13 protein-coding genes are annotated in these 13,816 nt (G+C 73.2%); 3 read left to right on the top strand and 10 right to left on the bottom strand.

The features are described from left to right. Nucleotides 1-16 precede the first annotated feature (16 nt). The 3 genes from eda to edd are packed head-to-tail and all read right to left on the bottom strand — an operon-like array spanning nucleotide 17 to nucleotide 3,416. The gene (eda, locus tag ACGFI1_RS10495; RefSeq protein ID WP_301174305.1) at nucleotides 17-637 is read right to left on the bottom strand and encodes a bifunctional 4-hydroxy-2-oxoglutarate aldolase/2-dehydro-3-deoxy-phosphogluconate aldolase; all 621 of its coding nucleotides are present in this window, start codon (nucleotides 635-637) and stop codon (nucleotides 17-19) included. Further along, on the bottom strand, nucleotides 634-1,608 hold the full coding sequence (glk, locus tag ACGFI1_RS10490) for a glucokinase (protein WP_386871477.1): 975 nt from the start codon (nucleotides 1,606-1,608) through the stop codon (nucleotides 634-636). Before glk ends, eda begins: the two co-directional genes overlap by 4 nt. Next, nucleotides 1,605-3,416 (bottom strand): phosphogluconate dehydratase, encoded by a 1,812-nt coding sequence (gene edd, locus ACGFI1_RS10485; protein ID WP_392784613.1) that lies wholly within the window; start codon nucleotides 3,414-3,416, stop codon nucleotides 1,605-1,607. The genes glk and edd overlap by 4 nt, the downstream gene beginning before the upstream one ends. Before the next feature lie 148 nt (nucleotides 3,417-3,564). On the opposite strand from edd, the gene ACGFI1_RS10480 reads away from it, so the two are divergent. After that, complete coding sequence (locus tag ACGFI1_RS10480) at nucleotides 3,565-4,683, top strand: ROK family transcriptional regulator (protein ID WP_387072041.1); 1,119 nt, start codon at nucleotides 3,565-3,567, stop codon at nucleotides 4,681-4,683. Nucleotides 4,684-4,691: 8 nt separating this feature from the next. Here the strand turns inward: ACGFI1_RS10480 and ACGFI1_RS10475 are convergent, their stop codons facing one another. Beyond that, complete coding sequence (locus tag ACGFI1_RS10475; RefSeq protein ID WP_392784610.1) at nucleotides 4,692-6,128, bottom strand: hypothetical protein; 1,437 nt, start codon at nucleotides 6,126-6,128, stop codon at nucleotides 4,692-4,694. 136 nt (nucleotides 6,129-6,264) lie between these two features. On the opposite strand from ACGFI1_RS10475, the gene ACGFI1_RS10470 reads away from it, so the two are divergent. Both ACGFI1_RS10470 and ACGFI1_RS10465 read left to right on the top strand, forming a co-directional pair. Beyond that, entirely contained in the window at nucleotides 6,265-6,981 is a 717-nt protein-coding gene (locus ACGFI1_RS10470) for a hypothetical protein (protein WP_392784608.1), read from the top strand. Between the two features lie 3 nt (nucleotides 6,982-6,984). Continuing rightward, nucleotides 6,985-7,848 (top strand): J domain-containing protein, encoded by an 864-nt coding sequence (locus tag ACGFI1_RS10465; protein ID WP_392784606.1) that lies wholly within the window; start codon nucleotides 6,985-6,987, stop codon nucleotides 7,846-7,848. 18 nt (nucleotides 7,849-7,866) lie between these two features. On the opposite strand, the gene ACGFI1_RS10460 is transcribed toward ACGFI1_RS10465, so the two are convergent. The 6 genes from ACGFI1_RS10460 to ACGFI1_RS10435 form a co-directional block, all read right to left on the bottom strand. Beyond that, entirely contained in the window at nucleotides 7,867-10,149 is a 2,283-nt protein-coding gene (locus tag ACGFI1_RS10460; protein WP_392784604.1) for a M20/M25/M40 family metallo-hydrolase, read from the bottom strand. A 156-nt stretch (nucleotides 10,150-10,305) separates the two neighbouring features. Next, nucleotides 10,306-10,941: a response regulator gene (locus ACGFI1_RS10455; protein ID WP_392784602.1), complete on the bottom strand. Its 636-nt coding sequence runs from the start codon at nucleotides 10,939-10,941 to the stop codon at nucleotides 10,306-10,308. Beyond that, complete coding sequence (locus ACGFI1_RS10450; RefSeq protein WP_392784600.1) at nucleotides 10,938-12,023, bottom strand: sensor histidine kinase; 1,086 nt, start codon at nucleotides 12,021-12,023, stop codon at nucleotides 10,938-10,940. Before ACGFI1_RS10450 ends, ACGFI1_RS10455 begins: the two co-directional genes overlap by 4 nt. 16 nt (nucleotides 12,024-12,039) lie before the next feature. Further along, complete coding sequence (locus ACGFI1_RS10445; RefSeq protein WP_387072026.1) at nucleotides 12,040-12,840, bottom strand: hypothetical protein; 801 nt, start codon at nucleotides 12,838-12,840, stop codon at nucleotides 12,040-12,042. 142 nt (nucleotides 12,841-12,982) lie between these two features. Beyond that, complete coding sequence (locus ACGFI1_RS10440; protein ID WP_387072023.1) at nucleotides 12,983-13,183, bottom strand: DUF397 domain-containing protein; 201 nt, start codon at nucleotides 13,181-13,183, stop codon at nucleotides 12,983-12,985. Then, complete coding sequence (locus ACGFI1_RS10435; protein WP_392784597.1) at nucleotides 13,180-13,713, bottom strand: DUF5753 domain-containing protein; 534 nt, start codon at nucleotides 13,711-13,713, stop codon at nucleotides 13,180-13,182. Before ACGFI1_RS10435 ends, ACGFI1_RS10440 begins: the two co-directional genes overlap by 4 nt. Nucleotides 13,714-13,816: the final 103 nt, after the last annotated feature.

The raw sequence follows: 13,816 nt of genomic DNA, 5'->3' as shown, positions 1-13,816 counted from the left end.
CGTCTCAATCGTGACATCACCGCAGGGCGGCCGCCTCTTCGGCGAGCTTGCGCACGCGGTCCCAGTCGCCGTCGCGGACGGCGTCCGCCGGGGTCAGCCAGGAGCCGCCGACGCAGCCGACGTTCTTCAGCGCCAGGTACTCGGCGGCGTTCCCCGGGCCGATCCCGCCGGTCGGGCAGAACCGGATCCGCGGCAGCGGCCCGGCGAGCGACTTCAGGTAGGCGGTGCCGCCCGCGGCCTCGGCGGGGAAGAACTTCATCGCCGTGATCCCGCCCTCCAGCAGCGCGATCGCCTCCGACGCGGTCGCGACGCCCGGCAGGAACGGCAGGCCCGTCGCGACCATCGCCGCCTGGAGGCGGGGCGTGCAGCCGGGGCTCACCAGGAACCGCGCCCCGGCGGCGGCCGAGCGCTCGGCGTCCTCGGGCCGGACGACGGTGCCGGCGCCGACCACGGCGTCCGGCACCTCGGCGGCGATCCGGGTGATCGCCTCCAGCGCGGCCGGGGTGCGCAGCGTCACCTCGATCACCGGGAGCCCGCCCTCGACCAGGGCGCGGGCGAGCGGGACGGCGGCCCCGGCGTCCTCCAGCACCACGACCGGGATCACGGGGGCGAGGTCGAGCAGGTCTTCGGCGATCATGCGGGCTCCATGTCGGGCAGGCTCTGCGCGAGCCGGACGGCGGCGCCGACCAGCGCCGGGCCGGGGTGGACGATGAGGGCGGTCGGGATGGCGCGCACGTAGTCCTCGACGGGGGGCTTCCCCTCGAAGCGGGCGCGGAACGCGCTGCCGTGCAGGACGTCCACGATGCGCGGCAGGATCCCGCCGCCGAGGTAGACGCCGCCGCGGGCGCCGAGGGTCAGCGCGGCGTTCCCCGCGAGCGAGCCGAGCAGCGCGCAGAACATCTCCAGCGCCTCCATACAGCGCGGGTCGTCGCGGCGCTCGGTGATCTGCCGCGCGGTGAGGTCCGCGGCGGGCGCGCCGTCGAGCACGGACAGGTACCGGTGGACGCGGGCGAGCCCGGCCCCGGACAGCAGGTACTCGGCGGTCGCCGCGCCCTTCTCGGCGCGGAGCAGCCGGGCCACCTCGATCTCCCGGTCGGTCGCGGCCGGGACCTCGACCTGCCCGCCCTCGCCGGGCACCGGCACCCAGCCGTGCGGCGTCGGGACGAGCCCGGCGACGCCGAGCCCCGTGCCCGGCCCGACCACCGCGAGCGCCGCCGCACCCGTGGCCGGGGCGGGGGTCCGCCCGCCGACGGCGACCAGGTCGTCCGGGCCGAGGCGCGGCAGCGACAGGGCGAGCGCCTCGAAGTCGTTGATGACGTCGAGGTGCGGCACGCCGAGGTGGGCGCGCACCTGCTCCACGCCGCCGCGCGGCCAGCCCGCGTTGGTCAGGTGGTACGTCCCGCCGGCGACGGGCCCCGCCACCGCCAGGCACGCGGCGGCCGGCCGCACCCCGACCGCGCCGAGGTAGGCGGCGGCCGCCTCGGCGAGCCCCGGATAGTCGGCGGTGGGCAGCGACCTCACCTCGGACGGGACGCCGTCCGGCCCGTCCAGCAGCGCGAACCGCGCGTTCGTCCCCCCGACGTCCGCGACCAGCCACACGCCGCTCATGCGAACACTCCCGCGCCGCGCTCAGCGGGCCCCACGGCATTGCGGAACGCCTGGAACAGCTCGCGTCCCGTGCCGTAGGTCTGGCCGGACGCCGCGGCGGCGGGCTCGCGGGCGGCGAACTCCTCCTCCGGGACCAGGACCTCCAGCACGCCGCCGTCCGCGTCGAGCCGGACGATGTCGCCGTCGCGGACGCGGGCGAGCGGGCCGCCCGCGGCCGCCTCCGGCGACACGTGGATCGCGGCGGGCACCGCCCCAGAGGCGCCCGACATACGACCGTCCGTGACGAGGGCGACCCGGTGGCCGCGGTCCTGCAGGACCGACAGCGGCGGGGTCAGCCGGTGCAGCTCCGGCATCCCGTTCGCGCGCGGGCCCTGGTTGCGGACGACGGCGACCACGTCCCGGTCGAGCTCCCCGGCGGCGAACGCCTCCTGGAGCTGCTCCTGCGAGTCGAAAACGCGCGCGGGCGCCTCGATCGTCCGGTGCTCCGGCTTCACGGCCGACACCTTGATGACCGCCCGCCCCAGGTTGCCGCGCACGGTGTGCAGGCCGCCGTGGGTGTCGAACGGGTCCGCGACCGGGCGCAGCACGTTCGTGTCGCCCGACTCGGTGACGGTGCTCCGCCACTCCGCCTTGCCCGCCGCGTACTCGGGAACGTTCCGGTACGCGGCGAGGGTGGCGCCGCCGACCGTCCGCGCGTCCTCGTGCAGGAGCCCGGCGTCGATCAGCTCGCCGATGAGGAACGCGGTGCCGCCCGCCGCGTGGAAGTGGTTCACATCGGCGGTGCCGTTCGGGTAGAGGCGGGTGAGCAGCGGCGTCACCGCGGACAGCTCGTCGAAGTCGTCCCAGGTCAGCTCGATGCCCGCCGCCGCGGCCATCGCGACCAGGTGCAGCGTGTGGTTGGTGGAGCCGCCCGTGGCGAGCAGCGCGACGACGCCGTTGACGAACGCGCGCTCGTCCAGCAGCTCGCCGATCGGCGTGTACTCCCCGGCCAGGTCCGTCAGCTTCAGGACGCGGCGCCCGGCGGCCTCGGTCAGCGCGTCCCGCAGCTTCGTGCCCGGCGGGACGAAGCTCGCCCCCGGCAGGTGCAGGCCCATGACCTCCATGAGCAGCTGGTTGGAGTTCGCCGTCCCGTAGAAGGTGCAGGTGCCGGGCGAGTGGTAGGACGCGGCCTCCGCGGCGAGGAGCTGCTCGCGGCCGATCTCCCCGGCCGCGTACCGCTTGCGGACCTTCGCCTTCTCCCCGTTCGGCAGCCCCGACGCCATCGGCCCGGCCGGCACCAGGATCACCGGCAGGTGCCCGAACGACAGCGCGCCGATCACCAGCCCCGGCACGATCTTGTCGCAGACGCCGAGCAGCAGCGCGCCGTCGAACATGTCGTGCGACAGCGCCACCGCCGTCGCCATCGCCACCACGTCCCGGCTGAACAGCGACAGCTCCATGCCGGCGCGGCCCTGCGTGATGCCGTCGCACATCGCGGGCACGCCCCCGGCGAACTGCGCCGTCCCGCCCGCCGCGCGGATCGCGCCCTTCAGGATGTCCGGGTAGTCCTGGAGCGGCTGGTGCGCCGACAGCATGTCGTTGTACGCCGACACGATCGCGATGTTCGGCGTGACGTCGCCGCGGAGCCACAGCTTGTCCTGGACGCCGCACGCCGCGAAGCCGTGCGCGAGGTTCGCGCAGCCCATGCCGCTGCGGACCGGACCCTCCGTCCGGGCGTCGCGGATCCGGCTCAGGTACGCGGCGCGCGTGCCGGCGCTCCGTTCGACGACGCGCCGGGTCACTGCCTCCAGCACGGGATGTACGGGCATAGGACGCTCCAGACCAGGGGGAACTCTAGATCGCCAAGCTATCGGGACATAGGTCATCCCTTCAACCCCACTTATGAACTTCAGATGACAAAAGTCTGTATCTTGCGCCAACTGGACGCACTGAACGCCCGCGTGCTTGACTGACCGGATGCCCCGCCCCGTCTCCCGTCCCTCCACGGCCGGCGACATGCTGAGCCTGATCCGCGAGGACGGCGTCGCCACCCGCGCCGACCTGGGCCGCATCACCGGGCTGTCGCGTCCCGCCGTGGCGTCCCGCGTCGCCGCCCTCATCTCGCGCGGCCTCGTGGTCGAGCGCACCACCGGGCCGTCCACCGGCGGCCGCCCCCCGGCCCGGCTGGAGTTCAACGCCGCCGGCGGGGCCGTCCTCGTCGCCAACCTCGGCCAGTCGCGCGGCCAGCTCGCCGTCTGCGACCTCGCCGGGACGATCCTCGCCCGCGCCGACGGGCCGCCGGCGGAGACGTCCCCCGGCAAGACCCTCCCCCGCCTCCTGGAGGAGTGGACGTCCCTCCTCGCCTCCTCCGGCGTGGCGGAGGCGTCGATCCGGGGCGTCGGCCTCGGCGTCCCCGACGCCGTCGAGCACGCCGCCGGCCGCTGGGACGCCGTCGAGATCGGCGCGCCGATCTCCGCCCGCTTCGGCGTCCCCGCCTACCTCGACAACGAGGTCAACGCCGCCGCGCTCGGCGAGCACCAGGCCCACCCCGGCGTCGACGACCTGCTGTTCGTCAAGGTCTCCACCGGCATCGGCGCGGGCGTCATCGCGGGCGGCCGCATCCAGCGCGGCGCCCTCGGCGCGGCCGGCGAGATCGGGCACGTCCCCGTCCCGTCGCCCCTCGACGCCCCCTGCCGCTGCGGCAACGTCAACTGCGTCGAGGCCATCGCCGGCGGCACCGCCCTGCTGGCCCGCTCGCCCGCCGACGACCTCCCCGCCCTCGCCGCGCTGGCCCGCTCCGGCGACCCCGCCACCGTCGCCCTCCTCCGCGACGCCGGCCGCCGCATCGGCGAGGTCGTCGCGACCGCCGTCAACCTCCTGAACCCGGCCGTGGTCGTCCTCGGCGGCGACCTGGTCGGCGCCGACGAACCCCTGATCGCGGGCCTCCGCGAAACCGTCTACCAGCGCTCCACGGCCCTCGCGACCCGCACCCTGCGCATAGAGCCGAGCCGCCTGGGCGAGCAGGCGGGCCTGAAGGGCTGCGCGGCGATGGTCCTGGACAACATCCTCTCCCCCGAAGCCATCGACACCGCCTGAGCCGGGCGTCAGGGTTCGCCGTTCTTGTAGGACTTCGGCTTCTTTGATTCGCCGGGGAAGACGACCAGGAGGTGCTTCTCGGCGGGCATGTCCGGGAAGAACGCCTCGGGCTCGTCGCGGCCGCGGACGTACACGCGGAGGCGGTACGGCCCCGGACCGGCGGCGGTGACGGGCGGGAAGTCGCTCGGGCCGTCCATCGAGCCGACCGTGGAGCGTCCGTCCGGGCTGTCGAAACCGACCTCGGCGACCTCGTCCCAGCCCTTGAGGTCGAGCGGCGGCGCCTTCCGGTAGGCGCGGACGGTCAGGCACAGCTTTCCCTGCGTCCCGGTGATCACCGTGACGGAGCGGCCGTCGCTCGCGACCAGCCCGTTCTTGAGCGCCGCGTCGAAGGAGTCGCCCTCGGTCCCGACGAAATAGCTGCCGCTCTCGCCGCCCGACATGGCGTCCGTTGCCTCGGTGACGGGTTTCGGACCCTTCGGCGCGGTGCGCTTGCAATATGCCGTTACCTGCGCTTTCTCCCGCCCGTACTGGGCCTGCATCGCCGCCAGGTTCCGTTCCAGCTCGCGCAATTGCGTCGTCGCCCGCCTGGGACACAGGTAGGCCATTTCGACGACCGAAGGCCAGTGCGCGCCATGGCGTCCGAGGTCCGTCTGCGGTGCCGGCTTCTCACCGAGGCAGGCACGCCTTCCCATATCGAGCAGGGCGGCGTCGGACAACGGGTCCTCCGGGGCCGGGCGACGCCAGGACGGGAACTGGGGATGGCCCCGGACGGAGCACAGATAGGCGAGGTACCTCTCCCCTTCCGACATGCTCTTGACAGTCGGCACCAGCGTTTCCGAACGCTGCGAGGGCTGGAATAGCACCTTGGGGCAGTCCCGCGGGCCGGCCATTATCGGCTGCGGTGTTCTCTGGTCGCCGGCGGCGCCGAGCACGAGCCCGGCCACCAGGACTCCGGACACCGCGCGCACCATCCGGCGTCCCGGACGGTAGACCGCCGCCAGCAGGAGGGTGACGAGCACGAGGCGGCCCGTCCACCATGCGATCTGCAGACCGGGCCAGGGCGTGAGCCACAGGTCCGTGCACTGCCGCCCCCATCGAGCCAGGTCATACCCGAACATCAGCGGATGGACGAGAAACACCGGCACCAGAATGGCCAGGGCCGCCCATCCCGCAGCCCGCCGCTTTGTCACCAGCCATATCAGGAACGCCGGAACAACGACCAGATAGGGCTTGGCACTGACTATCAGAAACCCCGGAGCCTGCACCACGTCCGTTTGATGGAACCAGGCGGTGCACTGGCCGGGGGAAAGGACGACTCCAAAGCCGTACCCCCTCCACTGCCGCCCGAGCAACTCGAACACGGCGTCGAGGACGAGAGGGACCGCGCTCAGCGCGGCCGCGGCCACCCACAGAATCGATTCCGCCCGCCCGCCCCATCGCAACATGATCGAGAACCATAGCGACGGCCGCGCCCGCGGGCGGCACCATAAGGTAACGATCAACGACACGCCGCCGCCCGGCCGGCGCGGCCGCCACTAAACTGGCCCGGGATCGTCAATTGAATGGCCGAGGGGTGCGCGCATGGGGTCGATCGTCCCGTACGGTTCCAGCAGTCCCGAGGTCCGGCGGGACGCCGGGACGGTCGCGCCGCGCACCGCTCCCGTCCACAGTCCGGGCGAGATGGGGCTGAGCGGCGGACGGCTCCGCGAGGAATGCTGGCCGACGGTCGGGGAGCGCACCCGGCAGCGCCTCGCCGAACTGTCCGGCAACCCCATCGACTGGTTCGCCCGCGAGGACGCGTCGAGCGGCGACGGACGCTGCTACGCCGTGACGCTGGGCGAGGCGGGGCTGTCCATCGCCGAGCCGCGGGTGAACACCGAGCACCGCCCGGTGTACGCGATCACCTCGTTCCAGTTCGCGCCCGGCTCACTCCGGCACGTCCAGGTGGACCACCGCCCGCCGCCGTACCGGGGCGGCGCGCCGATGTCAGGCCACGCCGCGGCGCCGCCCGACATCGGCCTCGGCTCGGCGGCCAAGGGCGTCCTCGGCAACCTCCCGCCGCTGGCCCAGGAGCTGCTGCAGGCGCCGTTCACCGCCGAACGGAAGGTGCTCCGCGAGAACTGGTACTACGAGGGCTTCGACCACCGGCTCGACGCGTTCGTGCTGTACCTCGCCGGCGCGAAGGACGTGACGTTCGCGACCGGCACCAAGATCGTCCCGGCCGGGCACACCGACGCCACCGCGCACTGGTCCCTCACCTGCTACCGCGCCTCGGTCGCCCGCCGGATCGGCCGCTGATCCTTGCGGGCCGGCTTCAACGAACTGGACGGCAACGACGCCTACGAGCTCCTGGGCGTCCGGCCGGACGCCTCACCGGACCAGATCCAGCGGGCCTGGCGCGGCCTGGCGACGGCCCACCACCCCGACCGGGTCACCGACCCGTCGGCCAAGGCCGAGGCGGAGGAGCGCCTCCGCCTCCTCAACGCCGCCCGCGACGTCCTCCTGAACCACCGCGCGAGCTACGACGCCGCCCGCCGGCCCCCGGAGTCGGCCCAAGAGGAGATCATCGAAGACCCCTCGGACATCGATGACCCCTGGGACATGGCCACGGCGGGCGCACGCCGTCCCGGCCCCCGGACGACCACCGTCCCCGGGCCCCCTCCCCCGCCCCGGGTCAGGCACATCCACCACCACCACCCGTCCGTCCCGCGCCGCGGGGGCGGCTCCAAACTCGGCATCGGCTGCGTGCTCGTCGTCCTCACGGGCTTAGCTTTGCTCCTGGGCATCGCCGCGCTCGTGGCGATGCAACCCGACGAACCGGCCTCCGAGACGGTCGTGCCGCGCGACCTGGCGGGCACGTGGACGGGCAACGTCAAGGACCACTACGGCAGCCGCGCGACATGGGCCGTCGAACTGACCCTCAAGGCGGGCGAGAAGTCCGGCGAAGTGCGGTACCTGCACGGCAAATGCATCGGGACGGCCGTGCCCGTCTCCCATTCCGGGAACTCCCTGGTGCTCCGGACGAACTTCACCGCCGGGCTGTCCGGGTGCGACGTCGGCGACATCACCCTGACCAGACGCAAGGACGGCAGGGCCGACATCGTGTACTACGCCGCCGACCACCGGACCAAGAAGACGACCGGCGTCCTCCGCCACCGCGACTAGACACTCCGCCGCGGTACCTCATCGCAAGGTGTAGGTGCGGGTGACCGCGGTCAGGTTGCCGTCCTCGCGAGTGGAGGGCACCAGGCCGGGGGGAGGTGGCACGAAGCCGGGTGCGGCCGTGAGACCGTCCGTCTCCGCGATGGCGGTGAGCCGTCCGCCGCTTGGAACGCGCACGGTGATCGAAGCGCCGTCCGCGGGCAGGCCGCGGAAGCGGACCTCGCCCGGCCAGGTCTTCCGACGTACCCCGCTGACCGTGACCCGTGCGGGGGCGTGGCCGCGGACCGTCGCCGACGCCTCGGTGACCGGGTGGTCGAAGCGCAGCGTCACCGAACGGGCGCCACGGCCGGCGGTGACTCGCAGCCGGAAGGCGTCGCCGTCACGGGAGACGACCCGTACCTCGGGCTCGGCCGCCCGCGTCGGGTGGGCGGGGCCCGTCCACCGCAGGTTGCGCGCGTATCCGGGCGGGAGCCCGCCCAGGTCTCGGCCGGTCGCGTACCGCCGAGTCCAGGGACCGGGATCGGTGTCACCGCTGACCCAGTGCGCGATGCCGCTGTCGGCGGCGATCACGTAGGCCAGGTGGGTGCGGTGAGGGCGCGACCGGTCGACGGTGTCGGCGGCGAGGCCGGTCACCGCCAGCGCGACGGAGAGTGCGAGGACCGACGCCACGACGAGCACGGTGCGGCGCTCGGGCAGGGCGAGCTCGGCCAGGGGAAGCAGCGTCAAACCGAACAGAGCCAGCGCGAGCGCGGGCACGCCCGCGAGCGCGAGTCCCATCCCGTCGAAGACCGCGTGCGCCCAGGCGGGCAGCAGGAGCGTGGGGGCCGGCATCCCGAGCATGAGCGCCCCGAACCGTCCGCGCGGCAGCAGGACGGCGCCGAGACCGCCGAGCGCGCACGTCAGGGCGGGCAGCGCGCACAGGAACGCGGCACCGGGCGCGGCCCACGTGAGCAGGACGCCGAGACCGGTCGGCCAGGCGAGCGCGCCGACCGCCAGCGCGGCGGGGCCGAGCCTGCGTCGCAACGGCGCGTACCACAGGAACAGGGCCAGCACGGTCAGCGCGGCGACGGCCGCCCGGTAGGGCACCGGCCGGTGCAGCAGGCCGCCCATCGTGTCGTACTCGGGACGTACGCCCGCCAGGACACTCCACAGCACCTGTGCCAGCACGGCCGCCAGCAGGAGCGGCAGCACCGCGGACACCGCGGCGACCATCATGCGCGGCAGGCTCGCCAGCCGCCGCTTCCGTACGGTGACGACCAGCGCGCCGAACACCGCGACCGACAGCACGGTGAGCAGCGGAACGAGCGCGCCCGGGTAGGTCACCATCATTCCGGGCAGCCGGAAGTAGGTGGCGTCGCCCCCGTCGTCCAGATCAGCCAGATCGGTATCGCCGAGCGTGCGGGCGAGGGCGAGCATGGTGGCGCCGTGATGCTGGAGGCTGCCGCGGTCGAGGTTGGCGATCGAGTCGGTGGCCGTGTGGTAGTGCGAGCCGCGCTCGACCCAGGCGAAGTTCATGCCGCGGAACCCGGCTTCGGACAGCGGGGTGAAATCAGTGTTGTTCGGGAGCATCCGGTAGATCTCCACCATGGAGGAGTCGCCGTGCGGTCTCGGCGCCGCGTCCGCGAACGCGCCGACCAGCCCGGCATTGCGCCGGGTCGTCTCGAACATCAGCGCGGGCCCGCCCGCCCCGCGCGCCTCGAAGTTGAGCAGCACGCCCCCGGCCCGCCCGAGCGGGTGCTCCCGGACGAACGCCTCGGCGCCGAGGACGCCGTCCTCCTCCCCGTCCGACAGCAGCAGGACGAGGTCGTTGCGCAGCGGGCCCTGCTGCCGAAGCGCGCGGGCCGTCTCCAGAATCGCGGCCACCGCCGCACCGTCGTCGGACGCGCCGGGCCCCATCGCCGCGGAGTCGTAGTGGGCGGCCAGCATGACCGTTCCGGTGGAGTCGCTGCCGGGGAGTGTCGCGACCACGTTCTCCACCAGCCCGAACGTCGCGAGCCCCGTACTGGACGACGCCCCGACCGCACGCTGCACCTGGACGCCGAAACCTTCGGCGCGCAGGCGTCCGACGAGGTATTCGCGCGTCCGCTTGCTCGCCGCGCTGCCGATCGGCCGCGGCTCGGTGGCGAACCGGTCGAGATGGCCGAGGGCTCGCGCGGCACTGAACTCACCCGCCGGAGCGTCCGCCGGCAGCGGGCGCGGCGGGCCGTCCGTCACTGCGGCGGCGAACACGATCGCACCGAGGGCCACCAGTCCGAGAACACCGGCGAGCGCGCGGCGCGGCATGTCGATCAACTTCTCCTTCACGCGGCCCGACGCTAGACCCGCGGGGCGCGGCCCTGGGATGGTGTCCGCCACCCGGTCATCCTGCGGTTGTCCGCACCCGCGCCCTGTTGACCACCTCAATCACGAAGGTCTCGCTGCACGGTGATCCGGTGTTGAGGCGACGGTACGGCGGGCCGTTCAGGCGGGGCGGACCAGGCGGTGGTCGTAGGCCCAGATGACGGCCTGGACGCGGTCGCGGACGCCGAGCTTGGTGAGGATCCGGCCGACGTGGGTCTTGACGGTGCCCTCGGCCAGGTGGAGGCGGGCGGCGATCTCGGCGTTGGACAGGCCCCGGGCGATGTGGAGGAGGACGTCGCGTTCGCGGTCGGTGAGGGGGTCGGGGCCGGCGGGGCAGGGAAGGCCGGGGGCCACGTGATCCAGGAGGCGGCGGGTCGTGGAGGGGGCGATGACGGCGTCGCCCCGATGGACGGTCCGGATCGCGGTGAGCATCTCCTCGGCGGGGGCGTCCTTGAGGAGGAAGCCGGAGGCGCCGGCTCTGAGGGCGGCGAACGCGTACTCGTCGAGGTCGAAGGTCGTCAGGGCGAGGACGCGGGGCCCGGCGTCCCGGCAGATCCTGCGGGTGGCCTCGACCCCGTCCATGCCCGGCATGCGGATGTCCATGAGCACGACGTCGGCGGCGGGGGCCAGGCGGACGGCTTCGGCTCCGTCGGCGGCCTGCCCGACGACGCGCAGGTCGGGCTGGGAATCGACGACCAGGACGGTACCGGTGCGGACGAGGTCCTGGTCGTCGACGACCAGGACCCTGATGGTCACGGCGTCTCCAGGTACGGAAGGCGGCCGCGCAGTGCGAAGCCGTCCCGGGCCGGGCCGGTGGTGAGGGAGCCGCCCAGCGCGTGCAGCCGTTCGCGCATCCCGCTCAGGCCCATGCCGGGTGCGGACGGAGCCGCCGCGCCGTCGTCCCGGACGGTGATGGTCAGCGCGTCGACGCCCCAGTCGAGGTCGACGGCCGCTCGGACGGTGGTTCCCGCGTGTTTCACGGTGTTGGTCAGCCCTTCCTGGACCAAGCGGTAGGCGGCCAGCTCCGCGGCGGGGCTGAGCGGACGCGGTGTGCCCTGGTCGGTGCGGTCGATCTCGAGGCCGGTGGTGCGGACCCGGTCCAGCAGCGCCGGCAGGTCGCGCAGCGTCGGCTGGGGGCTCTGGTCGGGGCGTAGGACGGACAGCAGGCCGCGCACGTCGGTGAGCGCCGCCCGTCCGGTGTCCTCGATGGCGGACAGCGCGCCGGCCGCGTGGTCCGGGGCGTAGCGGCCGGCCTTGGCCTGCGTGACGATGACGGCGAGGGAGTGGGCGATGACGTCGTGCATCTCGCGGGCGATGCGCGTCCGTTCGTCATGCCGGGCCTTCTCCGCGGCGATCTCGGCGTAGGCGAGCTGGCTGCGGCGGACCAGGCCCATGCTCCACGCCGCCGCGACGATCGCCAGCAGCAGCGCGAGCAGCAGCCACGGGTTCGGCCCCAAGTCCGCGGAGCGGACGCTGTCATCGGCGGCGAAGCGGGCGGCGACCGCGCAGGAGCCGAGGACACCGGTGGCCAGGGCGAGGGTGCGTCTGCTGTAGGCCGTCACCGCGTACACGGACATGGGGAAGACCAGGACCGACGGAAGCACCAGGAACAGCCCGGTGACCGCGGTCTGCACGGCGAACGCGGCGCAGACCACGGCATGCGAGCCGATCGGGCGGGTGCGGCGTCCGATGAGGGCCAGGTGGGCGACGACCGCCGCGATCAGGAGGACCGCCGCTCGCGCTCCCGGGAGCGAGAGCGCGGCGACGAGCGCCGACAGGCTCGCCAGGGGCATGCCGGTGACGAACGCCAACGTCACGTCCGCACGGTTCGCACGCATGGGGTGAAAGCGTAGGTCAGCGGGTGAGCCGCTGGTAGGTCAGGGTGGCGCCGCCCAGCGCCAGGCCGAACAGCAGCCACGACCCGTAGACCGCGCCGACCATCGCGACGGTCGGCGGATCACCGAAGTCGACCGGACCGTCGCTGAGCCCGACGGCTTGCGCGACGGTGCCGAAACCGGCGAGCGCCCCCATGCTGACCAGCGCGCCGGTCGCCGCCCACGCGGGCACCAGCAGCGGCAGGCGGGGCAGTCGTCGTCCCCAGGGCTGGACGAGGGCCAGCGCGAGCGCTGCTCCGCCGAGGAGCATGACCGACTCCATGTACGGGAAGCCCTCGGTGTACGGCTCCGGGCGGGCGGCGGCGCCGCCGAACGACCAGTACAGCTTCAGCAGCGGGTAGGGGAACGCCAGGGTGAACGCGGTGTATCCGAGCCACGGTCGTTCACGCCAGGGGCCCCGGGCCCGGCGGGCGAGCGCGAACACCAGCAGGGCCGAGGTCAGCAGGCCGGCGCCGCGGGTCGCCGCACCGGCCCAGTTGACCTGCGCGAAGTCGCCCGCCGGGATGCCGGTCGCCCAGAAGAAGGCGCGGAAGCCGTCCAGGACGACTCCGCCGCCCGCCCACAGCAGGAGCACCGCGGCGATCCGTCCGGCCCAGGCGCGCTCCGTCCACGCGAACAGCAGAGCGAGCGCGGCGCCCGCCAGCGTCACCCAGGCGGGGGCGAAGCCCCGGTCGTAGGTCGGTTGGTGCGGTGCCAGCACGGCGACGGTGGCGGCGGCCGCCGCCGCGGCCACCGCACGGGTGTCGGTGAGAACGCTCATGACCGCAACGCTGCCGCCACGCGGTGGTCTGGGGCGTCTACCCGCGGTCGTCCGAAGCGGTGACCTTCGGGGTATTGACAGGCGCCGCGACATCGCCGCCGCCCAACTCTGTCACCGCCGACTCACCGGATGAGAAGGCGCCTCAGTCGCCCGCGCGCAGGGCGAGCCCACCACGCTTGATGCGCGCGACCAGCTGAGAGAACTCCCGGCGGCTGAGCCCGAGGTGACCCGCATCGGGGTCTTTCGAGTCGCGCACGCCCACAGTGCCGCCAAATCTCGCCAGCTCAACGCAGGCATTGTCGTTGACGCCACCACTCCGGGAACTCTTCCGCCATTCGCTCACAGATACCTCTCCCGCACCTTTCCGATCAACTTTCGCGAATCATCGCGAGATAGGGCCAATGCCCCAAGTTGATCGAACTGTATCGCGAGAGCGGCAACTTCGTCACCAGCTTCAATGAAGCGCCCGGCCAACTGCGCACCGACATAAGAGACCTGCCGTCCTCCCAGGTCGAGGAGCTGAAAGGCGCCGTCCAGCCCGGGATGGGCGCCCACCGACCTCAAGATGACGCGTACCGACACATGCGGCAGTTCATCGACTTCGAGCAGATGGCCGAGCTGCTCCCTCATGATCTGCGGCCCCCCGATCGGACGGTCCAGCACGTCCTCGTCGAGGATGATCCACACGTACGGCGGGTCCGTCCTGGCGAGGATCTCCTGGCGCTTGCGACGGGCCTCCACCTCTCGATCGCTTTGCTGCGCCTGCCCGCCGGAGAGCAAGAGCGCACGCGCATACTCCGGCGTCTGCACGGGGACCGGCACGGATTTCCCGTGGTAGATCTTGATTACCCGGGCACCCGATTCGTACTGCATGTACTGCTTGGTCGGGTAGCGGGGACGCATTACTACGTCCCCGCCCCCTCAGAACCGTGCGTGCCATTCGTCACGGCACACGGCTCAAGCAGATCCAAGCGAC

The sequence above is a fragment of the Actinomadura geliboluensis genome (assembly GCF_043197915.1).
Taxonomy (GTDB): Bacteria; Actinomycetota; Actinomycetes; order Streptosporangiales; family Streptosporangiaceae; genus Spirillospora; species Spirillospora geliboluensis.
The sequence above is the reverse complement of the archived record's forward strand: the minus strand, read 5'-3'. Positions and strand labels throughout refer to the sequence as shown.

Coding starts and splice junctions, on each gene's coding strand:
- ACGFI1_RS10450 (WP_392784600.1), bottom strand. CDS start 12,023: ATGCGTGCGAACCGTGCGGACGTGACGTTGGCGTTCGTCACCGGCATG.
- ACGFI1_RS10475 (WP_392784610.1), bottom strand. CDS start 6,128: ATGTTGCGATGGGGCGGGCGGGCGGAATCGATTCTGTGGGTGGCCGCG.
- ACGFI1_RS10470 (WP_392784608.1), top strand. CDS start 6,265: ATGGGGTCGATCGTCCCGTACGGTTCCAGCAGTCCCGAGGTCCGGCGG.
- ACGFI1_RS10435 (WP_392784597.1), bottom strand. CDS start 13,713: ATGCAGTACGAATCGGGTGCCCGGGTAATCAAGATCTACCACGGGAAA.
- eda (WP_301174305.1), bottom strand. CDS start 637: ATGATCGCCGAAGACCTGCTCGACCTCGCCCCCGTGATCCCGGTCGTG.
- ACGFI1_RS10480 (WP_387072041.1), top strand. CDS start 3,565: ATGCCCCGCCCCGTCTCCCGTCCCTCCACGGCCGGCGACATGCTGAGC.
- ACGFI1_RS10445 (WP_387072026.1), bottom strand. CDS start 12,840: ATGAGCGTTCTCACCGACACCCGTGCGGTGGCCGCGGCGGCGGCCGCC.
- glk (WP_386871477.1), bottom strand. CDS start 1,608: ATGAGCGGCGTGTGGCTGGTCGCGGACGTCGGGGGGACGAACGCGCGG.
- edd (WP_392784613.1), bottom strand. CDS start 3,416: ATGCCCGTACATCCCGTGCTGGAGGCAGTGACCCGGCGCGTCGTCGAA.